We start from the raw sequence: 22,898 nt of genomic DNA on the forward strand, positions 1-22,898 counted from the left end.
GGATGTGTTGTCCAAGCCGGCGGGTGCCTCGCGGGTGTTGTTGGTGTCGGTGGGGGCGATGGCGCAGGTGTCGTTGGAGGCTGCGCAGTTGTTGGGGGAGCGTGGTATCGGTGTGACGGTGGTGGACCCGCGGTGGGTCAAGCCGGTCAACTCCACGCTGGTGGGCATGGCCGCCGAACATGACCTCGTCGCCACCGTCGAGGACAACGGTCGCGTCGGCGGCGTCGGCATGGCAGTCAGCCAAACCCTGCGCGATGCGGGAGTGAGCACACCGGTACGCGACTTCGGCTTGCTCCAACAGTTCTCCCCGTACGACAGCCGCAGTGCGGCCCTGTCCGCCGCGGGACTGACCGCCGAACGCGTCGCCGACTCCGTGAGCGACATGCTGACTCCGACCGGTTGGCCGTCGCTGCGCGGTGCCTCCTGACGGTCCCAGGCGCCCCCAACCCCACACGCCCCACTACGCACCACACCCAGCGGCTCGCCCTACGACCACCCCCGGCCCGCACGTCCCGCCCGATACCTGATCTCCAGGCACCACCCGCTTGATCACGCCACGTTCACCTCATCCGCCACACGCCGCTCCGCCACCCCAGCGCACGCTGGCCCAGGGGTATTCGCGGGCTCCTTAAGGGGCGTTGGGGGGCTCGACGTGGGGTGTACAGCGCGCCACGACAGCGCTTGGATACCCAGTGAAGCCGCTCGTACGCGCCGGGTGCGCACAGCCACAGCAGTGCGTCGGTGCTTGCTTCGCACAGCCTGTGGGGCTAGCAAGTTCTTGCTCTAGCGCTAGGCGATGCATCTGTGGGATGGCGCATATGCCTAGGGGGCATCCGGCACCGATTGCCTGGCTGGGAATAACTCCTACCGGCAAGTTCTTGTCCGTAGCGACGTTACAGAGCCGCTCCATAGCGTCACTCTCATGGTGTCCACGCTTACCGATGCCCCTGCCGCGCCGGTTCCGTTCTTTACCCAAGCGGAATCCTTCAAGGAGCTATGGCCGCTCATCACGCGCCATACGGATGATGTTTTCGATCGGGGCAAGTTCTCCCACGGGCGTAAGGTGGCGGAGCTTGAGCGGGCCATCGCCGAATACACCGGTGCCGGACGGGCTATTGCCGTCAATAGTGGTACCGACGCCCTGGTCATCTTGCTTCGGGCCGCCGGTATCAAGCCCGGTGACGAGGTCATCGTCCCGGCCTTTTCCTTCTTCGCCTCAGCGTCAGCCGTCAGCCTCGCCGGGGCCACCCCGGTGTTCGCGGACATAACCAACGACGGTGACTACGGGCTGGATGCCGTCTCGGTGGAGGAGGCCGTCACCGAGCGGACCAAGGCCGTCATGCCCGCGCATCTGTTCCATCAACTCGTTGACCTGACAGCGCTGTCAGACGTGGCCCGCCGCCACGACCTCATGCTCCTTGAGGACAGCGCCGAAGCGATCGGAATGCGCTGGGGCGGTACCCACGCCGGACTCGTCGGACGCGGCGGTGTGCTCTCCTTCTTCCCGACCAAGACGCTCGGCGCCCTTGGTGACGCCGGCATGATCCTCACCGATGACGAGGACCTGGCCGAACAGGCCGCCGTGCTGCGCCACCACGGCCGCATGGGCAAGACCATCGACCACATCGCCGGAATCTCCAACCTCTCCGGAGTCTCCGGCACCAACAGCAAGATGGACGACGTCCAGGCGGCCATCCTGATGGCCAAGATGACCCGCCTGGATCGCGACATCGCCCGCCGCGCGGAGTTGGCGGACGCGTACTCGCAGCGGCTGCGCGGCACCGATGGTGTGCTCGCCGTGCCGCGCATCGTGCCGCGAACCATCGAGACGGAGCCGGTCTTCTACGTCTACCAAATCGAGGTGGAGGCCAGAGACGAACTGGTGGCCCATCTGACGGCTCGTGGGATCGGCACCGAGGTTTACTACCCGCGCCCGCTCCACACCCAGCCGTGCTTCGCCGGCACGGACATCGGGCTGCGGCCCGGCAGCCTGCCCAACGCGGAGGCGGCCTGCGAGCGCACGCTCGCCCTGCCCCTGTACCCGGACCTGACCGAGGCGCAGTTGGAGACGGTCTGCGCCGCCATCTCGGACTTCTACGCCGGAAGGCGATGACATGGCCACCATCCCGTTCTTCCCTCCGGACCTCTTTGAGGAGGACCGGCAGGCGTTCAAGGACCTCCTCTTCGAGGTCGGTACGGACGATGAGCAAAAGTTCATCCTTGGGCGGCGCACCGCCGAACTGGAGGAGGAGCTGCGCCGTACGACCGAGGCGGAGCATGTCATCGCCTGCTCCAGCGGCACCGGCGGCCTCAACCTCGCGGTGCAGGCCCTGGGCGTCGGCCCTGGCGACGAGGTCATCGTGCCCGCGTTCTGCTGCCAGCCGGTCGCGAGCTCGGTGGCCAACTTCGGTGCGACGCCGGTCTTCGCGGATGTTGATCCGCACACCATGGTGATCGACCCGGAGTCCGTCGAGCAGCTCATCACGAGCAAGACGCGGGCGGTCATGCCCGCCCATGTCTTCTCGATCATGGCGGACATGCCCCGCATCAACAAGATCGCCCATGACCGGGGTCTCAAGGTCATCGAGGACGCGGCGGTGGCCCAGGGCGCGGTGCTCGACGGTGTGCCCTCCGGCCGCTGGGGTGACCTTGGAGTCTTCTCCTTCTTCCAGGTCAAGGCGTTCGGCACGGCCGGCGAGGGCGGCGCGGTACTGACCGATGACCCAGAACTCGGCCGCACGGTCCGCATGTTGCGCAACCACGGGCAGGACGGCATCACGCGCTTCCTGCACCACAAGGTCGGTCAGAACAGCCGGTTCGACGAGGTCATCGCGGCCTTCCAACTGCACCGGCACGCGGGCTTCGAGGGTCGCCTCGAACGCCGCGCTCGGATCGCCGACTACTACACGGAGCGCTTCGAACCGCTGGCCGACCGGGGCATCCTGGCGCCCCCCGCGGGGCGCAACGGCCGCTGCTACTACGTCTACTCGCTGCTCGTGGAGCGGCGCGCGGACCTGCGCGCCTGGATGAGCGAGAAGGACATCGGAACGCACGTTTACTACCCGGTGCCGCTGCCCCGTCAGCCCGCCTTCGCCGCGTACGCGCCCGAGGGCGCCGAGTGGCCCGGTGCGCAGCGTGCTAGCGATCAGAACTTGGCCATTCCGATCTGGCCCCACCTCTCGGACAGTCAGGTGGAATACGTCGCCGACTCGGTCTGTGAATTCTTCGACTAGGGAGCTTCCATTGACCACGAAACTGGTCGTAGTGGGGCAGGGGTACGTCGGCCTGCCGTTGGCCGTGGCCGCGGCCGAACACGGATACCAGGTCGTTGGGTACGACACCGATGAGTCTCGGGTGAAGAAGCTCGCAGTAGGCGACTCCTTCGTCGGGGACATCACTTCGGAACGCCTCAGCGCCGTCATCGACCGGGGCACGTATCGGGCGAGCATCGATATCGAGGACCTGGAGGGTTTCGATATCGCGGTCATCACCGTGCCCACGCCCCTGCACGAGGGCGTGCCCGATCTGTCCTTCATCGAGGCGGCGGGAAAGGCGCTGGCCCTGCGGTTGCGCCCGGGCGCGACCGTGATTTTGGAATCCACCAGCTATCCGGGCACTACCGAGGAGGTCCTGGCGCCGATTTTGCGCGATGGCTCGGGACTTGAGCCGGGTGCGGACTTCCATCTCGGCTATAGCCCCGAGCGCATTGACCCGGGCAACGTTGACTGGACCTTCGAAAGCACGCCCAAGGTCGTATCCGGCATTGATGAGGCGTCGCTGGAGAGCGTACGGACGTTCTACTCCGCCATTGTGCAGCAGGTGGTGATTGCTAAGTCGCCGCGCGTCGCGGAACTCGCGAAGGTCATGGAGAACACCTTCCGGCACGTGAACATCGCGCTGGTCAACGAGCTCGCCACACATGCCGAGGGAATCGGCGTCAATGTCTGGGACGCTTTGGAGGTCGCCTCGACCAAGCCCTTCGGCTTTATGCGCTTCACTCCGGGCCCGGGAGTCGGCGGGCACTGCCTGCCGGTGGACCCGTTGTATCTGTCCTGGAAGGTGGAGCGCACATCGAGCAAGCGGTTCCGACTGGTGGAATTGGCGGATGAGCTCAACAACGCCATGCCGGAACACGTGGTACGCAAGCTGACCCGCGGTCTGGACCGGCGGCATCAGACGGTGACCGGTTCGCGCATTTTGATGCTCGGCCTGGCCTATAAGCCGAACACCGGTGACGTACGCGAATCGCCGGCGTTGCCGATCGCCAAGATGCTCATCGAGGCGGGCGCCACGGTCCGGTTCGCCGATCCGCACGTCACCGAAGAGCCCAACATTCCGGGATTGACTCAGGTCGAGTTGACCCCGGAGGAGATCTCACGGGCCCACGCCGTGCTCATCGTCACCGATCACGATGACTTTGACTACGAAACCATCGCGGCAAAGGCCCGTTACATATTTGACTGCCGGCATCGGCTGCCTCTCTCCAAGGACATCGAGTCGCTATGAGCACGGCCGCCCCCGGCAACCCCACGCAGGCAGCAACTCCGTCGTCCCCCGCAGCTGCTGCAATCTCCGTATCGCAGTCGGCTGCGGGGCCTCGCCACTGGCGAAGCCGTCCCTGACGCTAGACCGAGTCATTATCCGTTTTGCGGGTGATTCGGGTACTGGTATGCAGTTGACGGGTAATCGGTTCACTTCGGAGACGGCGTCGTTTGGTAACGACCTCTCAACGCTACCGAACTTCCGCGCGGAGATTCGGGCGCCTGCTGGAGCGTTGCCGGGGGTGACATCATTCCAACTGCACTTCGCCGACCACGACATCCTCACCCCCGGCGACGCACCCGATGTACTGGTCGCATGGAACCTCCGTCAAAGCCGAGGAGTTGGCCACAGCCCTCAAGGAGGCCATCAATGCCTCACACCACCCCACCCCCCACCAGCGCAGCAGCCGGGGCTCATTCCAACGCGGGCGTAAAGGACCGGTTGCCGTCCCTGGCATTGGTGCCACGCGCGGACAGCAAACAAGCAATGAAAGACTTCAAGTCCGACCAAGAAGTGCGCTGGTGCCCCGGATGCGGGGACTACGCCGTCTTGGCCGCAGTACAAGGCTTCCCCTGGCTCTAGGCGCCGAAGCCACCTTCGTCGCCCGCACGGTGGACTCCGACCGCCAACACCTCACCGAACTTCTCCGACAAGCCGCGGCCCACCCAGGAACCGCACTCGTGGAGATCTACCAAAACTGCAACATCTTCAACGACGGCGCCTTCGAAGTCCTCAAGGGCAAAGTGGTCTGCGGCCTATGGGCTATGGGCCGGACGATGTATGCGTACCCGGTCGGATGATCATGGCCCACCGAGGTTCACCGGGGGAGTGACCGGTGCGAGTTGAGGTGTACGCGCGCCGGTAGCGAACGCGCGTAGCACTCGAACGACTCGGGAGAGCCGAGGAAGACTCGGGTCGCCCGCTGCCGTTTTGGCCCCTCACGCCATGGGCCTACTCGCCGTGGGCGTGAGCGTGGGCCGAGGCTGGTTGCTGGAGGGGAACGGTGGACGCGGAGGAGTACCGCGCGAGATCGAGGGCCAACACGGAGTCGGTGCCCACCGGGCTGTCGATGACCGGGTCGCAGGCCAACACGGCCTGGTGCAAATTGCGCATCCGCGGCGACGGCTCAAGGCCGAGCTCGTCATGCAGCACCTGACGCAACCGCTTCACCACCTCCAACGCCTGGGCACGTCGGCCCGAGCGGTAGAGCGCGAGCATGAGTTGCGCATGCAGGTTCTCGTGGGTGGGGTACTTGGTGACCAGGGCGCTGAGTTCGCCGAGAAGTTCGTGGTGGCGGCCGAGCCGCAAGTCGGCGTCGATGCGCTGTTCGTGGACGCTGATCCGATCCTCTTCGAGACCCACGAGATGGGCCCTGAGCACCGGGCCCGCCTGCACGTCGGAGAGGGCGGAGCCCTGCCACATGGTCAGCGCACGCGTCAAAAGGGCGGACGCGGTGTGGTCGTCGCGGTGGAGATCCGCACGGCCTTCGCGTACCAGCGACGTGAAGATGTTGACGTCGAGTTCATCATTGCGGACCGCCAGCAAATATCCGCCGTCGCGAGTCTCCAGAACGCGGCGCGCAGCTTGTAAACTGCCGATGCGCGGAACACTACGCAGAGTTCGCCGTAGCTGGAGGATATAGGACTGGAGGGTGGACAGCGCCGTGTTGGGTGGCGACGTCTCCCACAGTTCATCTATGCAGGTGCTGGTGGAAACGACCTGGTTGGCGTTGAGGAGCAGCAGGGCCAGAAGCTGCCGTTGTTTTGGTGCTGTTGGGGTATAGGAGCGCCCCTGCTCGTACATGCGGAGCGGGCCCAATATGGCAAATTCCATGACGTTCTCGTTCACCTTCCAGAAGAGTGTGACGAGAGGCTCGATGATTAGGGACGCACGGAAAGACCACACAGGTAAGACGTCATGACATCACTGGGAGTCTCACGCTAGTCCCCGTGTGGGCCGCTCCGTTGGGGGACGGGCGCCCGCCGATGTTCCGTCGTGCCTGTTTCCATATGGCCATGCTGCGTCGCCTGTTCATCCCCCCGTGGCTGAAAGTCGAGCAAATCTGGAGCCAGCAGGCAGTCTATGTCACCTCAAGTCGCTCGTTCAACAGTTCACCAGTGAGTCAACAGTTCCGCATGGTGGAGCGCGTTCGGTCTTCGAACGATCCAGATAGTAACCCGCTTTGAGCTGTGTACCTATGGTCCTTCCAGCTCTCTGACGGATGGCCACTCCAGTGCCTATTTGCGCAGCCCCGGCTTCATCCAGCCGCCTAGTCCGAGCCAGGCGTGGAGTTGACGAGCGTACCTCGTTGGCGTCGGTGGTGTATCGGGTGATCGAAAGTTTGTGGAGTGCGAGAACCCCCGTCTCCGGCCCTGGTGACGGGGGTTCTGTTGCTTACAAGAGGTGAACGGAAGGAGCCTCAATATCCTTACGTCATCAACTAGTTGCGCACGGTCATAGCCGGCGAGTGGGCTGGCTGATTCATGCGGCTCCGGCTAGCTCCCAGTGCGGAGTGCGCTCGTAGCGCGGCTGCCACACGCTGCGGCACAGGAAACGCAGCGGCGGCGACAGGAGGGACAAAATCTGGGACCTGGTGCTGTCCGGGGCCCCGTCGAGCAGCCAGGGAAAGAAGGAAGAGGCTCCCTTGAGTCCCACCTGGCGGCGCTGCTCATCGCAGAAGGCGCGCCATTCCTGCTGGCTGAGGACGCTCTGCACCAGCGGCAGGGCGTTGGCTTCCTCGCGGTCGAGGTGGGTGAGCAGCGAGGTGGAGAAGTCCTCCGCGTACTCGCGCAGTCGGAACCGTCGATCGTGGGAAAGGGCCGCATCGATCTTCCGGATCATGGGGTCCATCTCGGCATTCTCGGCCTCCATCGATTCCAGGATCTCCAACTCCTGGGGCTGGCCGGCCAACCGGGTGCGCATGGCGGGCCACAACACGCAGTCCTTGGCGGTGCGTTGCACCGCTAGATATCGCTTGAGCGTGAGCCAGCCTGCGCGGATCGACGCACCATCTCGTACGTCTTCGCTGTATGAGGCGGACATCAGCAAGGCCGCGTCCCGCCGAAAGGCGTTGTGCACCGCGTACGTTAGCGTCAGATCAGCCCGGCACTGGTCGCGAGTTCCCGCTATGGCGCTCAAGAGTTGCCTCCTCATGGTGAGAAGTCTGGTGCAGATTGCTCCGAATCTTCGGGTCAGTGTGCACCTCAATTACCTCCGGTGCAAGTTGTTCCATACCGCAGAAGTGGCTCCTGACCGGGCAGGCGGCCGAGTTGAGGTAGGAAACTCCGGCAATTCGGACCGCCATGGAACCAGCCGCATCGCGCCGCAATTGCGCCACGTTGCGAGATGAATACGGCGCGTGTCCGGCACGGTCACTCGCCACCGTGAAAGAGCCATTGTGGCGCGCTTCCCGGCGGTGTGACGGTACGCATCTTCCGCCCGTACGGAACGTCTGTTTTGCGTCGCTCCTGCGCGAAGTGGCCGAGCGTCGCCGGGGATGCGAAGTGGCCACTGACGCAAGGGCGCGCCAGGCGAGGCCGGATGGTCGGCGTGGGCCGTTGACGCGGGGGCCCGGCGAAAGGTGCGAAAGCCGTTGAGATGCGGCGAGTTGGCCGCGGTGAGGCTACGGGGCGGGGTGCGGGCTGCTCGTCTGCGGACCTCGCAGGAGGAGCGGGGCCGCGGGAACGCTGATCGGCGCGGTGGGTTGCGCTGCGGAATAGTCCGCTATGGCCTCGCTGAGCGCGCGGTGCATGGTGGTCTCCCTGGAGTGCGGCCAGATCAACGCGAGCGCCGAGTCGGGCAGTCCGACGACCGGGACGAACGCGACGTCGCGGCGGCCCTGATGGGTTGCGGTGGGGGCGCACAAGAGCATGGAGCCCAGGCCCGCGGCCACGGCGGTCAGCCCCTCCTGGAGGGTGCATACCAAGGCACCTGTCGCGATGAGGCGTCCACCCGGCGTGGTGGCCGGGGTCATGAACTCTCGCCAGTAGCGGGGAGCCGGGCCGCGGAGGCCGATGAGACGGCACTCGACCAGTTCCTCCGCCGACAAGGACAGGCGCCCCGCGAAGGGGTGTCGGAGCGGGACCGCCAGCAACTGGGGCTGCCGGGAAAAGACCGTACCGATCACCAGGTCGGGCTCCGCCACCGGCAGGCAGACGATCGCGGCATCCACCTCGCCACGCCGCACCGCGCCGAAGGGGTCAGCCAGCGGTATCTCGACCGGCGCCACCTCGCACCGCGGATGGCGCGCGTGGAAGGCCCCGATCGCGCCCATGACGAGTTCATCGGCCGAGCCCAAAAAACCCACCCGCAGCGTGCCGTCCAGCCCGCCGCGAGCGGCAGTGCGGGCCCCGTCGACGGCGGTTCGCAGCGACTCGTAGGCGGGCCGGAGCTCGGACAGGAAGCGCTCGCCGAGCGGGGTGAGGGACACCCGCCGGCTGGTGCGCTCCAACAACCGGCCGCCGATGCGCCGCTCCAGGGCGCTCAGCAACTGGCTGACCCGGCTCTGCGAGACGTACAGCCGCTCGGCGGCGCGACCGAAGTGCAGTTCCTCGCTCAAGAGCAGGAAGCACTCCAGTTCCCGGATCTCCACACCGCCGCTCACACCACAGCCCTCCAGCCTTCCTGGCGTCCTCATCGATGAATCTGACTCATACAAGGATGAGGATTTAGCCGTTGTTCCCGGCCGGGGCCGGCTGAAGGCTGGAGCCATGCCCCAAACTCCCAAGCGTTCGCACCTGACCAGTGCGTCCGCAACCCCGCACGTGCCGCAACCCACCCCTGCGGCCTCCGCCACGGCCGACCCCCACACTCCTGACCATGCCACTGCCCCAGGCCCTGACTCCCGCACGCCGCCCCACGAGCGTACGGCGGTCGGAGCGAGCGATGCGGGCGAGCGGGCGACGGTACGGAGCTGGCTGGCCGTGCTCACCGTGGCCATTGGCATCTTCTCCGTCGTCACCACCGAGATGCTTCCGGTCGGCCTGCTGACCTCGATCGGCTCCTCGCTGCACATCAGCGACGGCATGGCCGGTCTGGCCATGACCCTGCCTGGTCTCGTCGCCGCCGTCGCGGCGCCGCTGCTCGCCGTCACCATCGGGCGCCTGGATCGCAAGCGGGTGCTGTGCGCCTTGATGGTGCTGCTCATCGGGGCGAACCTGCTCTCCGCCATCGCACCCACCTTTTCCATACTGCTCATCGCACGGGTGCTGGTGGGACTGAGCATCGGCGGCGTGTGGTCCATCGCTGCCGGGCTCGCCGTTCGCCTGGTCCCGGAGCGGTCCGTCCCCGCCGCCACCTCGGTGATCTTCAGCGGTATTGCCGTGGCCTCGGTGCTCGGCGTGCCCGCCGGGACGCTGATCGGCGACCTCGCCGACTGGCGCGCGGCGTTTTGGGTGATGGCCGCGCTCGCGCTGGCGATACTCGTCGCCATGGTCGTGCTGCTGCCACCGCTGCCGGCGAACCAGTCGATCCGGCTGCGGGAGCTGCCCGCGCTGCTGCGCAACCCGACCCTACGCGTCGGGCTCATCACCACCGCCCTGTTGGTCACCGGCCACTTCGGCGCGTACACCTACATCCGCCCGGTGCTCGAAGAGGTCTCCGGCGTCGGGTCCGGCCTGATCAGCACGCTGCTGCTGGTGTACGGGGTGGCCGGCATCGCCGGAAACTTCCTGGCCGGGGCGCGGGCCGGGCGGGACCCGCGGGGCACGTTGATGCTCCTCTCGGCGCTGCTGACCGTTGCGGTGGTGCTGATCGCGGTCGTCGGTGACTCCACGCCGGGCGTCATCGTGCTGCTCGTCGTGTGGGGGCTCGCCTACGGTGGCGTGTCGGTCAGCGCCCAGGGGTGGATGCTCCGGGCGGCTCCGCAGGCCCGCGAGGTGGGGTCCGCGTTGTTCGTATCGGTCTTCAACCTCGCCATCGCGCTGGGCGCGCTGCTCGGCGGCCGGGCAGCGGACGGCATCGCCATGCCAAGCGTGCTGTGGTTCGGCGGTGCACTTGCGGTGCTCGCGCTGGCGAACCTGTGGGTGTTCGGGGGACGGGTGATGCCTCGGCAGCGATAGGGGGCGGGGCGGGGCGGGAAGGGGGCGGGGCGGCGATGACGCGGCCCCGTGCCCCGTCATCTCGCCTCGTGCCCCGCCCCGTGCCCCGTGCCCCGTCACCCCGCCCCGTGTGCTTTGCGCGTGCTCGGCTGGCTTCGTAGGCCGCGGGGAGCACCGCGGGGAGCTTTGTACGCTTCGTATGGTCGCTGCGCGCGCTCCAGTGGGCCTTGTCAGGCAGGCAACTGGGTGCCCGCCGGGAGTTCGATGCCGAAGTCGGTGGCGAGGGTGTGAAGCACCTCCGCGGCGCTGGTCAACTCGCGCTTGTTCACGGACCCATCGCCGTGGGTGTGGATGAGCTGGCGGCCGAACAGCGCACGGTGGGTGTCGATGCCCGGTTGCTGGGCGACTAGGCGGTGATGAAACGGCGACCGGGGGTGGGTGGCCATGTACCAGTTGGCGACCATGAAGTCGGCGGGCTCGAACGGCTCTTGACTGAAGGCGTAGAGATCGCTCCATTCGTCACCGGCCGAGTGCACCTGAAGCACCCACAGGTCGTCCGACCCGCCGCCCGGTTCACGTACCAGGCGCAACTTCCATGCTCCGCGGTCCCATTCGGTATCCGCCAGCAACGGAACGGCTTCCAGCAGCGCCGTCGTACCAAAACCGACATCGGCGAGATAGGGCGTTTCCGAACCTGGTACGCGGACCAGCAACGTCATATGCGTACGCGGGCGCACTCCGCCCGTCCCCGGTTGACTGACCCGCACCCGGGCCGCGAGGTAGGTCACGTGGAAACCGAACGCGCGGAGCGCCGTGGCGAGCAGCGTGTTGTGCTCGTAGCAGTAGCCGCCACGGGCCGAGCGAACGAGCTTGCGCTCCAGATCGGGCAACGCCAGCGACGGCGGTGACCCCACCATGGCATCGCCGTTCTCGAAGGGGATGTGGAGTAGGTGGGCGCGGTGCACAGAGCGCAGGGTGTCCGCGTTCGCTACCCGTTCCCCCGACCACTGGACTCGTGACAGATAGGCATCGAGATCCAGTGCGCCGGTGTCCTGATCAGCAGGCATGGACATCTCCTTCCACAACTGAGAGATCTGCGTAGGGTGACATGACGTTGACGGTAGTTCGCCCAGTGCGCGATGGCGACGGACCTGTGAGCGGCATCATGTAGTCCGCAAGACGTAGGACCCGGTGGGACCCCGGTGGGGCCGCTCGCGCCGGTTCGACCGCCCCGCGAGTGTTTTCCGACGCCACCGCCGGCGCCATCCACAGCGCGGGTCCACAGTGCCCGACTACCCCGACTACAAGGCAACCAGCGACCACGCCTGTGTTGGATCGCCCCATCACGCCCGGATACCGTCCGCCGGGACCGTCAGCCCGAAGTCGAAGAGCTCCGGACGCCCGACGCTCTTCCAGCATTCGATGGCATCCGCGCGTTCAGTGACGAGATTACGCGGACCCCACCGGCCGCCTCAAGGAGCCTTGGGGAGCGCCGCCACGGCCCGGCCCCACGGGAAGCTCGGGGCGTTGCCCTGCTTCGGCGGGTGCGGCTCGTACCCGCCTGGGCCGATGAGAACGGAAACGCCCTGAGCGCGTAGCGTCTCCACGCTGCGAGGCACTGCGGGCTGCGCGCCCTGGGCCTGGTTGAAGTACGGCATGGCGACGACCGGTACGCCCATGTGCACACCCTCGGAGACAAGGCCGATCGCGAGGGTGTCGGCGATCCCCGCCGCCCATTTGTTCAGACTCGTGCAACTTAGCGGCGCTACGAGCATGGCGTCGGCGAGTGGCAATGTGTCCTTCTGGCCCGGCAACTTGTACTGCGACCGCACCACATGCCCCGTCAATGTCTCCAGTTCGCCGAGCCGGTCTTCCCACCATCGCGCGGCTGACGGGGTGAGGACCAAGCAGGTGTCCCAACCCGCGGTGTGCGCGGCACGGATGCCTTGGTCGATGTGCTGAGTGGGCCCCGCCGCGCAGGCGATCAAATAGAGAACACGTGTCATGCACGGAGTCCACACCGCTTGGCGAGCCTGCGCAATTGCCCGTGCGCCTGGTTCCTCCATCACAGGGTGACGCGCGGGCGCCCGCACAGGCGGTAGGTCGCTTTCTGTGGCTCCGGGTGTGCGGACCTGACATTCCGTCGCCTTCGAAAGGCGAGAGGTCCCGTCGTGTCCGGGGGCGCGTGCCACCGTCAACACGCCGGCTCGTACTGCCTGGGAAGGGTTGATCGTTGCGCTCGCGGCTGGTGCGAGGAGTACCGTTTTGGTGTCGAGTCAGACCAAGGAGTCCGCTATGGCTGAAGGCACTGACACGCTCGGCGACCGTGTTTGCAAGTTACGCAAACGCCGTGGCCTTTCCCAGCGCGAGCTGGCTACCGCATCCAAGGTTTCTCTCGCTACTGTTCGCCAACTGGAGCAGGGGAATGCTGGTAACACCAGGATGGAGACGGCTCGCGCGCTGGCCGCCGCGCTGCGAGTGCCGACGACAGAACTCATGCGGCTCAATCCACCAGAAGAGATGTCACCGGACTCCGCTCCGTGGCAGCCCCTCGAACGGGCCGTCGTTGCGCCCCGCCTCACCTTCTTGGACGACGAGCCGACCATCGCCGGTCTCACAGCAGGCATGGAAGAAGCGCGCAGGCTGCACACCGCCAAGCAGATGGCGGACGAGGTCATGGTGCTCGCGCCATTGCTCCGAGACGCCGATGCGCTGGGCACCGCGCCAGAAGTACGGTCGGTACGCGCCCAGCTTTTGCACATGGCGGGAGCCCTGTTGACGCAGGCCAGACAGTTCGAGGGAGCCGAGACCGCGCTTCGCCGTGCTTTGGACGATGCGCCCGACCACGTGCGCGCGGCCTCGATCATCGCTACCTGGGCGTGGCTTTTGATGCGTCAAGGACGCCTTGGGCAGGCGCGGGAAATGGCGCAGCAATGGGCGGACGACTGCGAACCCAAGCTGTCACGCGCGCCAGTGGAAAGCATCGCCGCGTGGGGATGGCTGCTGTTGCACGGCGCGTCCGCAAGCCTGCGAGATGCCCGTGACGGCGAAGCCGACGACATGATGCGGCTCGCCCGCGCGGCGGCCACAGTCACGGGCACGATCACCCCCAGCGCCACGCGGCCCGACCCGTGGGGGCCGGTGGTCGTTGCGTACAAGGCAGCCGAAAAAGGCGTGATCCTCGATCGGCCAGATGACGTGCTGCGCGCCGGGCAACGGCTGAAGGGAACAGGGGAGGGCCAGGAGACTGACTATCACCGCCATCGGCTGGACGTTGCGCGCGCCTACACGATGGTGCGCAAGTACACGGAGGCGGCGGAAGTGCTCGGCGCGATCCACTGCGCTCAGCCGGAATGGCTGGCACAACAGCCCTACGCGCAGGACACTATGGGCCGCGTCATCGAGCGGCGACGCACCCTTACACCGGAGATGCGGAAGTTGGCCGACGCGCTCAGCGTGCCGATGTAGCCGACTAGCACTTCGCACGCGGGCCCGCTGAGACAGCTATTGAGGCCCCAACCAGGCAGCTTTACGGTCAGTCATGAAGCAACTACCCCCGATGACGCCGGAGGCTGTGCCATGCCGACCGAAGCGACCACCCCCGCCCCGCGCCATGACTGGATTCCGCCCGGTGGTGGGGTGCACTGGAGCCGGGTCGGTGACCTCGGTTGGCACACGCTGACCCTGTCCACCTACCTCGGTAACCGCGTCCTCGCGCACCTCGGGGATGGGACCGGAGCGGTGATCCAAGAGGACATCGGCCGTCAGATGACCTGGCTGACCGAGCCCCACGCACGGGCCGTTAAACACCTGTACGGCGACGACAAGGTCACGGTCTCCGGTGACGACAGTTCGTACGGTTCGGGCTCGGGGAGTGTCAGAAAGCCGTGAGCAGGTCGAACGGGCGCCTGGTCAGCTGGCCGGGCGCCGCCGAGTGAGCTTGCCCGTGGCTACGTGATGCATGACGGCCAGCGGCAGACTTACGAACCCATCGGCGCAGAGCCAAATGGTTCAGCCTCGTTCTGGGGACTTAGCAGGCCCGCCAGGAGGAGATTCTGTCGTTGGCCGTCGATCCGATGTTGGGGCGGGACTCGCCCGTGTTGACGATCGCCAGCAGCGAGCCACCGTATTTTGCGTGGTCGTAGGGACAGACCCGGGAACCCGTGCGGTTCCACAGAGCGGTGGTGTGATCGTTCATGTGGCTGCCGACGTTGGAACGACTAGTTCCCGGTACGAAGAGGAAACGGCCTTCGTAGTTACTGTCGCCCCACATGCATACGGCATTGTTGGGGCAGTCGTTGGGGTTGGCACTTGCTTGCGTGGCTCCTGCGACAACGGTGGTCGCTGCGATGCATGCCGCCGCGACGACGCCGCCAATCAGACTCTTCTTCATTTTCTGCACCCTTCTCTCGTCGGTCTCCGTACCACCTGCCGACGCAACCTCTGCCTCGCTGGCATAGAGATTGAGGCAATGCTGCTGCTTCATTCTTTTTCGGTAGTGAATTCGACTTGCGGGTCGCTAGCTAAGCGCTTCCAGACGGTGTGGCGGATAGCAGCTCCCGGCGTACGTGCTTCGCCGCGACTGCGTAGCGCAACACCGCTTGCGTCCGCCGTCCGTCGTCCGCTGCCCAACCCGGAAGTCCCGGTCCCACGCCCGGCTCGGTCCCGGCCCGCCTCCGTTGCCGTCCGCTCAGCGATAGCCGGTCAGCCCGTCCGTCAACTCCTCCTCGTCGCCGTCCCGGTGGGCGGCAAGGGCCTGTTGGAGGGCGAAGGTGCCCCGAATCGTGGTGATGCGGCGGGCTAGATCCCCGTTGGGCCGGCCGCCCAGTGCGAGCACCCGCGCCAAGAGGTCATCGCCGTAACTGGCGCCGATGGCCGCGAGGTCCTCGGCCGGGTCGCCTAGCGCGACCTCGTCCCAATCGACAACGCCGCTCAGCCGCGGCAGCCCGTCCGCGCTCTCCCAGAGTGCGTTTTCGGCCCCGAGGTCGCCGTGCACCACGGCCTCGACGCGGTGGGGGAGGCCATCGAGCGCTGCGACTTCCCGCTCGGCCCGCAGGCGCCCGGTATCGGACATGAGGGCGAACAACTTCGCGCGTACGTCAGCAGCGAACTGCTGCCACTGATCCCTGGGCGCATGGGGCAGCGTCGCGCGTACCGCCTCGTCGGAGCCGGCATCGGCCAGCCCGGCCAGCAGCACGGCGTACTGCTTCGCTACGGCATCGGCTAGCGCAGAGCTGTGCAGCGCGCCCGGCTCCAACGGAGCGCCGGGAATGCGGCTGAGTACCAAGTACCGTGGGTCATCCGGGTTTTGATGTACCCCCTGCGCCAACGGTTCGGGTGTGCGGAAGCCGAGGCTGAGCCCGGCGAGTGTGCGCAGCACGGCCGCTCGTGCGGGTAGCCGGTCGGCCGCTGCCTCGGTGCGGGGCAGGCACACCACCCGGTTCGTACCGAGGACCACGCGATAGAACTGCCCCTCGCGGACCGCGAGGCCGCCCGGGTCGTCGTCGGGCAGCAGCCGACTCAGCAGCGCGCGATGCGCGTCAAGGAACTCCATGTGTGGCGCGAACCTTCCTTATCCCGCGAGGCGCCTGCCCCGACCTGCCTGAACCTGCCTGGCCGAACGTGCCCGGCCCGGCCCGCCCTGCCTGGACCTTCCCGGGCCCCCGTGTCGGGGAGGCCGCCGTACGGGTGGGGCTCAGCGTGCCGCCCATAGCCGAGACGGCCGGGAAGGCGCAGGAAGGCGACCGCGGCCCGCACCGTACGACAACTCGTCCGGTGCGGGCCCACGGCCAGGGCGTCGATGCGCAGCCCGTAAGCCAGCACACCGCCAACTACGGGGCTATAACGGTCACTTCAGCACCTACCGACCCGGCGAGCAGAACTCGGCGTCGAACATCTTCTCGTACGGGGCGCCCTCCGCCAGCCAGTCGCCATTCATCTGGAAGGTCAGCGAGTGCGCGCCGTCGCGGGTGGTGGCGGAGCTGGTCAGCGAGCCCCAGACGATGCCGTCGTGGCCCCAGACGGTGACGCCGCAGGACAGGTCGCGGGCGATGAGCCCGAGCCCGTACCGATAGTGCTGGCCGGTCTCGACGGTCGTGTACATCTCCTTCATCTGCTGTTGGGGCAGGAGCTTGCCGCGGTTGAGTGCGCGGAAGTACGTGTTCAGGTCCCCGCTGGTGCTGATCAACTCGCCGGTCGCCCCGGACCAGGTGGGGCTGTACTCGGTGGCGTCGTAGATCTCGGGCCCGGGGTTGGGCGCGTAGAGCTTGGAGTATCCGACGGGGTGGGGGGCGGGCAGGGCGGTGTCGGTGCCGGGGAACGATGTGTGCTTCAGCCCGAGTCGCTTGATGATGCGCTTCTCGGCCTGGTGCGCGTAGGTGTCACCGGTGACCTTCTCGATGACCATCCCGGCGAGCACGTAGTTGGTGTTGGAGTAGTGCCAGCCGTCACCGGGCTCGAAGTACGCCGGGTACTTCAGTGCCATGGCGACGATCTCTTCGGGCTTCTTGACGTCGAATCGGTGCTTGAGGAAGCCGGGACCGTTCATGGTCTCCTGCCACTCCGGGGTCTCGACGCTGTCGTGGATGCCGCTGGTGTGGTTGAGCATCTGTCGCACGCTGATCTTGCTGGCGTCATAGCCGTTCCCCTTGACCACGCCGGGCAGCCACTTCTCCACCGAGTCATCGAGGTCGAGCCTGCCCTCGGCCTCTAGCTGGAGTAGCACGGTGGACATGAAGGTCTTGGTGATGCTTCCGGCCCGGAAGTGATCTGCCGCAGTCCGCTTGCGCTGCGTATCGGTGTCGGCGTAACCGGCCGACCCGAACCACTTCTTCCCGTTCGCCGTCTGGGCCTCGCCTGCCACGCCGGGCATCCCGGCCTTCACCAAGCCGTTGAGCGCATCCTGGGTGGGCTGGTGCGACCTGCTCGCCACGGCCGCTGGCGCCCCGCCGTCCACCGGTGAAGCCATCGCGGGCCCGGCCAGTGCGACCGCACCTACGGCAGCCGACACGGTGATGCCGATCAACGCACGCCGAACCCGTACGGAAGAACCGAACATGACGCCCCTCTCGCTGCTTGTTAGGTAACCCTTTCTTAGTCAGCCTAAGTGATCATGGCCAAAAGTGCCGCACGCTTCGCGACCGCCAGTGGGCCGCACCGGATGTGGGTATCTGCCGCATCTGCCGTACGCAGTACGCCCGTTGCGGCCATCGCGCGGGCGGCGCGGCTCGTCACACGTGTGGGGCGGTACGCGGTGACCGACGGCCCTCGATGCTTCCGTGCGCCCCCGGAGCGCGGAAACCGGAACGGTCCGAACCCTGCTGCTCTGTGGCTAGGTACGGCTATCCTCCACGCATCCGGCGGACGCGCAGCGGCCCCGGACGCCTACGGAGAGAACGGGGGGGGCTCCATGGCAGGTGTGGAGCCTGATGTCCTGCGCGACCGGTACTGGCTGAACGGGGCCTGGGGCCAGGGCGCCGGGTCCACCTACTGGTCGGGTTACGACCGCACGGAACGCACGTCCGTGTTCGTCCAGCAGCTCCACCCACGAACAGCGGGGGACGATGCCAAGAGCGGTGCCTGGCCCCCGGGCGCGCTGGCCCGTCAGGTGCATCGCATGCAACTGCCCGAGGAGTCACACCTCCTCCAGGTGCGCGACGTCATCGAGGAGTCGGGCTCCCTGTGGGTGGTGATGGAGCCCGTCGTACCCCGCTCGCTCTTCTCCGTGATGCGCGACCATCGACGCCTCACCCCCGTGGCAGCGGCGAATATCGGTCTTGAAGTGGCCACCGCCCTCGAAACACTGCACGAGTCCGGCACGGCACACGGCCAGGTCGGTCCGCGCGGCATCCTCTTTCGCCACGACGGCACGGCGGCGCTGCCCGGATACGGACTCGTCCCGCCGGGCCCCGGTGACGCGGCGCCCCCGGTGCACCCCTGGCGGCCCCATTCGCAGTACACCGCGCCCGAATTGACGGCGAGCCGCAAACAGCGCGACGCGTCACGCGGTGCGCCCACCCCGCAAGGTGATCTTTGGGCGCTGGGCATGACCCTCTTCGAAATGGTGGAGGGCCGCCGACCCTCGCGCGGGCCCATGCCCTGCGCGCCGGTCAAGGCGCTACGGGATGCCCGCCCGCCACACGTGCACCGAGAGAGGGAGTTCGCGCCGCTCATCGAGGGCTTACTCGCGCCTCATCCGGGTGCCCGCCCGAAGGTGGCATCCGTCACCAGCTCGCTGAGGGCCGCCGCCGGCCGCCAAGAGCCCGTATCGGATAGCCACTGGGCGGTGTCCACCCGAGCCCGGCGTACCCACTGGCAACGCATCCGCCGCTTCCTGCTCCAACTGGGCACCCTGATCGGCAGCCGCATCGCTGCGGCGTTCATGGCCGGCGTGGTGGCGGCCATGCTCGGCCTGCGGCTGGCCGGCAAATCCGCCGCTCCGGACGTCGGCACGTCGTTCCTGTCCGCCGCCGTCCTCGGCCTGGCCTCCGGGCTCGTCGTCCTGACCGGAAAGTGCCTGCGGCACATGGCGGCGTACGTCATCGACCGCTGTCGGCGCAGCCCCATGTCCGATCCACCTGCACAAGCCCCGCCTCCACCAGCCTCGCCCACACTCGAACCGCCCACCGCCGCGCCTCCCTTACCAGCCACCGCATCGAAACCGGCCGCACCGGGGCGCGAGCCGACGACCACCGCACCACAGCCACCAACGGCTACTGCGAAACCGTCAACGGCCACTCCGAAGCCAACGCCAACATCAGTCGCGTCAACATCAGTCGCGTCAACACCAGCCGCGCCAACATCAGCCGCGTCAACACCACCCGCGCCAACACCGGCCGCACCAGCCCCCTCCGCGCCGCCCCCCTCCGCAGCGCCAACGGCCGTACCAACGCCAGCCGTACCGCCGCCAGCCGCGCCAGCGCCGGTTTCCCGCGAGGAGGCTCTCGCCGGTCCCCCTGCACTCCGCGGCTGACCCTGCGAGACGGCCCCGCGCGCGTCGGTACGCCGGCCATCCTTGAATTCGCCCTGGACGTACCGGAGGGGCACCTGTGGGCCCGGCAGCCGGAGAGCCCGTCCGCACGCCTCATGCTCATCGCATCGTCACGTACCGCGGGACGCATCGTGCCGCCCGCTCGCAGCTACCAGGCGGGTCGCGCCCCTCAGCAACCGGCTACCTTTGTCTTTACCGCCCACGAACCCGGCGAACACCGGTTGCGCTTCACCGTCTACGACCGCGGATACGGCGTCGTCCTCCAGGAACTCGACGCCACCATGAACATCGAGCCACCGTCCGTGGCGGAGCCGTCCGCCACTTCCCACCCCAGCAGATTCTGCCGTAACCCCCCGCCCGCCCGTAACTCGGACACCTCCGACCCCTTGGTCGATGTGTCCAGCCGATACTGCGCGCCGGAGTCATGAGCAGTTGGACGAGAACATCAGCCTGACAGCCAATCAGAACGCCAGTGCCGGGTACCGCCTGCTGCCCCATGCTCCGGCCAGCGAACCGCGTGACCTGACCGTCTGCATCCGCATACCGGGCAAGGACGTGCAGCCGATGATCAACCTCTGGAGCGAGTCGTTGGTGCTGCCGCGCTCCCGTACGCGCGAGCACTGGGCCCATTTGGAGGCGAATGTAAGCAACATCAAGGACCTCACGGCCCAACTTCTCGCCGACTGGAAGGCGTTCGTGGACTTCCAGCCCACCGATCAGGCGACCCGCCGCCCCATCGGCGTACGCCCCTATGCCACGGCCGCCGACCTCAGCACACGCCCACCGTTGGAGGTGGAGGCACGCGTGGCGGAGTTGGCCCGCAGCGGACAGCACCTGCTAAAGGAGTTGCTGAAGGGAAGCAACCCGAACCTTGCCCGGTTCCGCGCCTACCTCATCAGCGCCCTAGAACGCCGGGACCTGCGCATACGCTTCGACTCCGACCTGGAGCTGCCCTGGCCGATGCTGGCGGTCGGCGACGGCGCACCGCCGATACCGGGGCAGCCGCCGACCGCCGACCCGTTCGACCTCTTCCTCGGTCACCGGCACCTCATCGAGTCCGCTTCGGGCGAGTACGAGACCGACTACTACTACGTCGCCGCTCGTTCCCGCCCCGTCAGCAGCGCCAACGTCGATCACACGTTGCACAATGTCGCGCGGGCGCCGGAGGTCATCAAGCTCCTGGACGACCAGACGGAGTTGATCGAGCGCACGCACAGCGATGTACTGCTGGCCGATCTGGCCATGGCGCACTTCGACGAAGACCTCATGTACTTCTTCTGCCATGGCGCGGTGATCACCGATGGCGACTCGATCTGGCAGGCGTTGCGGTTGACCGACCCCCGGACCCTGCACGCCGGCCGGATTGGCAGCACCCGCGAGCTCCACACCGAGGCCAACAGAAAACAGGGCGCCGTCGTCCCCTTCCACCCGTTGGTGCTCTTCAACGTCTGCTACGCGGGCGCGCCGGTGACCGGACGGTTCGCCCGCCTCGCGGCCTGTCTCATCCAACACGGTGCGCAGGGCGTGCTCGCCCCGCACATCGCCGTCCCCAAGGTCTTGGGCGTGGAGTTCGCTCTGCGCTTCCTCACCCTGTACCTCGTCGAGCGGATGGCGGCCGGCGCAGCCGTACGCGACACGGTCCGCTGGTTCGCCGCCGAGTACCGCAACCCGCTGGCACTGGTCTACGGCCTGCACTGCGGCCTGGACAGCAGGCTCGCCCCCAGCGGCCCGCAGGAAGGAGCGGACGCATGACCGCCACCCGCAACAGCAGGCGCCACCCCCGTACACCGGGCGTCGCAGGTCACCAGGCGGACGCCGCACACCAGCAGGCGGATGCCGCGCGCCTTCCCGCCGTGGCCGTACGCCTTCCCGCCGTCGCCGTACGCCGCTCCGCCGGGTTCGTGCGCCAGCTCGCGGCGGAGCCACGCCGGCCGACTCGGGCCCGCCGCCGCATGCCGCCGCTAGACCCGGCTGCCTTCACCACCGTGGACCTCGACGAGGACGGCTGGCTGCTGGCCCCCGACACCGGCGAACCCGTTCCGGCTGACCGCCTTACCGACCACCTGGCGACCTGGCTGCGGCCACCACCGTGGGCGACGGATATCGTCGTCTACGTCCACGGCTGGCGCACGGGCGACCGGGCCGCCGTACGCAACGCCCAGCGCCTCTTGGCCCTTTGCCACCAGCAGCGCAGTCATCGCCCGCACCTCTACCCGCGCTTGTACGCGGCCGGCTGTGCGCCGTGGGCCCCGTGGACCGTGGTCGTGCGCTGGCCCTCCTCGTCCCGGATCTCCTACAACGGCTACTACGCCATCCGCCGCCGAGCCCATGCGATGAGCGCCCCGGGCAAGGGATACGCGCCCCACGTTTTGGGCCACCTCCTTGGCTACCTGGATGCCGAGCGCGGCGATCCGAGAGCCGACACCCTGGTGACCTCATCCGGCCAGTATCTGCACCTGGTTGGCCACTCCTTCGGGGGCCGGTTCCTGTGTGAGGCGGTCCGGTGGGCGGCGACGGCGGGTGACACCCTCACCTGGTCCATCGCCACCCACCCCAGCCGCCCCTTCACCATCGACTCCCTCACCGCTTTCCAGATGGCGGCCCCCACCAATGCCTTCGACGGCACCTTCCGCGCGCTGCGCCCCGACGTGTGCGGCCACCAGGTGCCGCTCGGCGGGCCCATGGTCTTCACCCACTCGCGTCACGACCGGGCCACCGGCTACTGCCATCTGCACGCCGAGCACCTCCCCGGCATCGGCCACTCGGGCATGCGCCTCTCGCCGGCCCGAGGCGACCTGGCCCCCAACGACGTCTGGCACACCCGCCTGTTGCGGGCCGACACTCCCTACCCCCGCGCCTGCCTTGACCACCCCTTCGTCAACATCGACGCGAGCTGGCGCTACCGCAACACCCGCCTCAACCCCATCGGCGCTCACTCCGACTACTTCCATCCGGAATCGGCCCACCTACTCCTCAGCCTCGCGGAGTGGTCACGGCCGGAGTAAGGGCGAGGGCGAGGGGGGAACGGCGCAAGCGAGCCGGATGGCCGCCCCGGCGGCCATCGTCCACCGTGAGTCCACGTGAGGGCGTGGCGCGGACAAGGGCGGTACACGGTTTCGTCACGGCCACCCATCGGGTCTCCACCGTCCGGCCCGCCATGAGGCGCTCGATGCCCCCCGTGGACGGCCGTCTCGTTCACCGGGTCCAGCGCGGAGGTCACCTCGTCCAACAGCATGATGGGCGCGTTCTTCAACAGTGCTCGCGCAATCGACACACGCTGGCGCTCACCACCCGAAGTCTCCAGGCGACGGGCGATGATGACTTTGCGG

19 protein-coding genes and 4 pseudogenes are annotated in these 22,898 nt (G+C 67.4%); 13 read left to right on the forward strand and 10 right to left on the reverse strand.

Going from position 1 to position 22,898, the window contains the following annotated elements:
• The 6 genes and pseudogenes from FHS42_RS13235 to FHS42_RS13255 all read left to right on the forward strand — a co-directional run.
• On the forward strand, positions 1-427 hold a 427-nt coding region (locus tag FHS42_RS13235; protein WP_281392741.1), incomplete at its 5' end, for a transketolase C-terminal domain-containing protein.
• A gap of 495 nt (positions 428-922) precedes the next feature.
• Entirely contained in the window at positions 923-2,113 is a 1,191-nt protein-coding gene (locus FHS42_RS13240; RefSeq protein WP_184572400.1) for a DegT/DnrJ/EryC1/StrS family aminotransferase, read from the forward strand.
• Between the two features lies 1 nt (position 2,114).
• Complete coding sequence (locus FHS42_RS13245; protein WP_184572401.1) at positions 2,115-3,233, forward strand: DegT/DnrJ/EryC1/StrS family aminotransferase; 1,119 nt, start codon at positions 2,115-2,117, stop codon at positions 3,231-3,233.
• Between the two features lie 10 nt (positions 3,234-3,243).
• Positions 3,244-4,506, forward strand: a complete 1,263-nt coding sequence (locus FHS42_RS13250; RefSeq protein WP_221476464.1) for a nucleotide sugar dehydrogenase — start codon at positions 3,244-3,246, stop codon at positions 4,504-4,506.
• 70 nt (positions 4,507-4,576) lie between these two features.
• A pseudogene (locus FHS42_RS36990) lies at positions 4,577-4,903 on the forward strand (2-oxoacid:acceptor oxidoreductase subunit alpha); the annotation flags it as partial.
• Between the two features lie 8 nt (positions 4,904-4,911).
• Positions 4,912-5,285, forward strand: a pseudogene (locus FHS42_RS13255) (hypothetical protein); the annotation flags it as partial.
• Positions 5,286-5,493: 208 nt separating this feature from the next.
• On the opposite strand, the gene FHS42_RS13260 reads toward FHS42_RS13255, so the two are convergent.
• From FHS42_RS13260 to FHS42_RS13270, 3 genes are all read right to left on the reverse strand, one after another.
• A complete protein-coding gene (locus FHS42_RS13260) occupies positions 5,494-6,375 on the reverse strand; it encodes an AfsR/SARP family transcriptional regulator (RefSeq protein ID WP_184572402.1) in 882 nt (293 codons plus the stop codon).
• A gap of 648 nt (positions 6,376-7,023) precedes the next feature.
• On the reverse strand, positions 7,024-7,680 hold the full coding sequence (locus tag FHS42_RS13265; RefSeq protein WP_184572403.1) for a hemerythrin domain-containing protein: 657 nt from the start codon (positions 7,678-7,680) through the stop codon (positions 7,024-7,026).
• A gap of 484 nt (positions 7,681-8,164) precedes the next feature.
• Positions 8,165-9,178, reverse strand: a complete 1,014-nt coding sequence (locus FHS42_RS13270) for a LysR family transcriptional regulator (RefSeq protein WP_184572404.1) — start codon at positions 9,176-9,178, stop codon at positions 8,165-8,167.
• 73 nt (positions 9,179-9,251) lie between these two features.
• Here FHS42_RS13270 and FHS42_RS13275 point away from each other — a divergent pair, with 73 nt between their 5' ends.
• Positions 9,252-10,601: an MFS transporter gene (locus FHS42_RS13275; protein ID WP_184572405.1), complete on the forward strand. Its 1,350-nt coding sequence runs from the start codon at positions 9,252-9,254 to the stop codon at positions 10,599-10,601.
• 209 nt (positions 10,602-10,810) lie between these two features.
• Here FHS42_RS13275 and FHS42_RS13280 read toward each other — a convergent pair whose 3' ends face one another.
• Together FHS42_RS13280 and FHS42_RS13285 are read right to left on the reverse strand one after the other, a co-directional pair.
• Positions 10,811-11,647, reverse strand: coding sequence for an arylamine N-acetyltransferase family protein (locus FHS42_RS13280; RefSeq protein WP_184572406.1), 837 nt, complete (start codon positions 11,645-11,647; stop codon positions 10,811-10,813).
• Positions 11,648-12,052: 405 nt separating this feature from the next.
• Positions 12,053-12,586 carry a flavoprotein gene (locus FHS42_RS13285; protein WP_184572407.1) on the reverse strand — a complete coding sequence of 178 codons (534 nt, stop codon included), beginning with the start codon at positions 12,584-12,586 and terminating at the stop codon, positions 12,053-12,055.
• A 289-nt stretch (positions 12,587-12,875) separates the two neighbouring features.
• On the opposite strand from FHS42_RS13285, the gene FHS42_RS13290 reads away from it, so the two are divergent.
• Both FHS42_RS13290 and FHS42_RS13295 read left to right on the forward strand, forming a co-directional pair.
• Entirely contained in the window at positions 12,876-14,048 is a 1,173-nt protein-coding gene (locus tag FHS42_RS13290) for a helix-turn-helix domain-containing protein (RefSeq protein WP_184572408.1), read from the forward strand.
• A gap of 111 nt (positions 14,049-14,159) precedes the next feature.
• Positions 14,160-14,471 carry a hypothetical protein gene (locus FHS42_RS13295; protein ID WP_184572409.1) on the forward strand — a complete coding sequence of 104 codons (312 nt, stop codon included), beginning with the start codon at positions 14,160-14,162 and terminating at the stop codon, positions 14,469-14,471.
• A 139-nt stretch (positions 14,472-14,610) separates the two neighbouring features.
• On the opposite strand, the gene FHS42_RS13300 is transcribed toward FHS42_RS13295, so the two are convergent.
• The 3 genes from FHS42_RS13300 to FHS42_RS13310 all read right to left on the reverse strand — a co-directional run bounded on the left by FHS42_RS13300 (position 14,611) and on the right by FHS42_RS13310 (position 17,637).
• Positions 14,611-15,066, reverse strand: a complete 456-nt coding sequence (locus tag FHS42_RS13300; protein ID WP_246494704.1) for a peptidase inhibitor family I36 protein — start codon at positions 15,064-15,066, stop codon at positions 14,611-14,613.
• A gap of 204 nt (positions 15,067-15,270) precedes the next feature.
• A complete protein-coding gene (vph, locus tag FHS42_RS13305; RefSeq protein WP_184572410.1) occupies positions 15,271-16,134 on the reverse strand; it encodes a viomycin phosphotransferase in 864 nt (287 codons plus the stop codon).
• A gap of 306 nt (positions 16,135-16,440) precedes the next feature.
• Positions 16,441-17,637 carry a serine hydrolase domain-containing protein gene (locus FHS42_RS13310; protein WP_184572411.1) on the reverse strand — a complete coding sequence of 399 codons (1,197 nt, stop codon included), beginning with the start codon at positions 17,635-17,637 and terminating at the stop codon, positions 16,441-16,443.
• A gap of 351 nt (positions 17,638-17,988) precedes the next feature.
• On the opposite strand from FHS42_RS13310, the pseudogene FHS42_RS39075 reads away from it, so the two are divergent.
• Positions 17,989-18,753, forward strand: a pseudogene (locus tag FHS42_RS39075) (protein kinase domain-containing protein); the annotation flags it as partial.
• Positions 18,754-18,770: 17 nt separating this feature from the next.
• Here FHS42_RS39075 and FHS42_RS37000 read toward each other — a convergent pair.
• Positions 18,771-19,031, reverse strand: a complete 261-nt coding sequence (locus tag FHS42_RS37000; RefSeq protein WP_246494707.1) for a hypothetical protein — start codon at positions 19,029-19,031, stop codon at positions 18,771-18,773.
• A 60-nt stretch (positions 19,032-19,091) separates the two neighbouring features.
• Between FHS42_RS37000 and FHS42_RS37005 the strand changes: the two genes are divergently transcribed.
• The 3 genes from FHS42_RS37005 to FHS42_RS13330 are packed head-to-tail and all read left to right on the forward strand — an operon-like array spanning position 19,092 to position 22,574.
• Positions 19,092-19,997, forward strand: coding sequence for a hypothetical protein (locus tag FHS42_RS37005; protein WP_246494709.1), 906 nt, complete (start codon positions 19,092-19,094; stop codon positions 19,995-19,997).
• Between the two features lie 4 nt (positions 19,998-20,001).
• On the forward strand, positions 20,002-21,321 hold the full coding sequence (locus FHS42_RS13325; protein ID WP_184572414.1) for a hypothetical protein: 1,320 nt from the start codon (positions 20,002-20,004) through the stop codon (positions 21,319-21,321).
• Positions 21,318-22,574 (forward strand): hypothetical protein, encoded by a 1,257-nt coding sequence (locus FHS42_RS13330; RefSeq protein ID WP_246494711.1) that lies wholly within the window; start codon positions 21,318-21,320, stop codon positions 22,572-22,574. Before FHS42_RS13325 ends, FHS42_RS13330 begins: the two co-directional genes overlap by 4 nt.
• On the opposite strand, the pseudogene FHS42_RS36205 reads toward FHS42_RS13330, so the two are convergent.
• Positions 22,543-22,864: pseudogene (locus tag FHS42_RS36205) on the reverse strand (ATP-binding cassette domain-containing protein); the annotation flags it as partial. The gene FHS42_RS13330 and the pseudogene FHS42_RS36205 overlap by 32 nt on opposite strands.
• Positions 22,865-22,898: the final 34 nt, after the last annotated feature.

The organism is Streptomyces zagrosensis, assembly GCF_014203645.1.
Lineage (GTDB): Bacteria > Actinomycetota > Actinomycetes > Streptomycetales > Streptomycetaceae > Streptomyces > Streptomyces zagrosensis.

Excerpts from the sequence above, each read along its gene's own strand:
- vph (WP_184572410.1), bottom strand. The coding sequence starts at position 16,134 with ATGGAGTTCCTTGACGCGCATCGCGCGCTGCTGAGTCGGCTGCTGCCC.
- FHS42_RS13240 (WP_184572400.1), top strand. The coding sequence starts at position 923 with ATGGTGTCCACGCTTACCGATGCCCCTGCCGCGCCGGTTCCGTTCTTT.
- FHS42_RS13245 (WP_184572401.1), top strand. The coding sequence starts at position 2,115 with ATGGCCACCATCCCGTTCTTCCCTCCGGACCTCTTTGAGGAGGACCGG.
- FHS42_RS13295 (WP_184572409.1), top strand. The coding sequence starts at position 14,160 with ATGCCGACCGAAGCGACCACCCCCGCCCCGCGCCATGACTGGATTCCG.
- FHS42_RS13260 (WP_184572402.1), bottom strand. The coding sequence starts at position 6,375 with ATGGAATTTGCCATATTGGGCCCGCTCCGCATGTACGAGCAGGGGCGC.
- FHS42_RS13300 (WP_246494704.1), bottom strand. The coding sequence starts at position 15,066 with ATGAAGCAGCAGCATTGCCTCAATCTCTATGCCAGCGAGGCAGAGGTT.
- FHS42_RS13285 (WP_184572407.1), bottom strand. The coding sequence starts at position 12,586 with ATGACACGTGTTCTCTATTTGATCGCCTGCGCGGCGGGGCCCACTCAG.
- FHS42_RS13290 (WP_184572408.1), top strand. The coding sequence starts at position 12,876 with ATGGCTGAAGGCACTGACACGCTCGGCGACCGTGTTTGCAAGTTACGC.
- FHS42_RS13310 (WP_184572411.1), bottom strand. The coding sequence starts at position 17,637 with ATGTTCGGTTCTTCCGTACGGGTTCGGCGTGCGTTGATCGGCATCACC.
- FHS42_RS13280 (WP_184572406.1), bottom strand. The coding sequence starts at position 11,647 with ATGCCTGCTGATCAGGACACCGGCGCACTGGATCTCGATGCCTATCTG.
- FHS42_RS13330 (WP_246494711.1), top strand. The coding sequence starts at position 21,318 with ATGACCGCCACCCGCAACAGCAGGCGCCACCCCCGTACACCGGGCGTC.
- FHS42_RS13275 (WP_184572405.1), top strand. The coding sequence starts at position 9,252 with ATGCCCCAAACTCCCAAGCGTTCGCACCTGACCAGTGCGTCCGCAACC.
- FHS42_RS13270 (WP_184572404.1), bottom strand. The coding sequence starts at position 9,178 with ATGAGGACGCCAGGAAGGCTGGAGGGCTGTGGTGTGAGCGGCGGTGTG.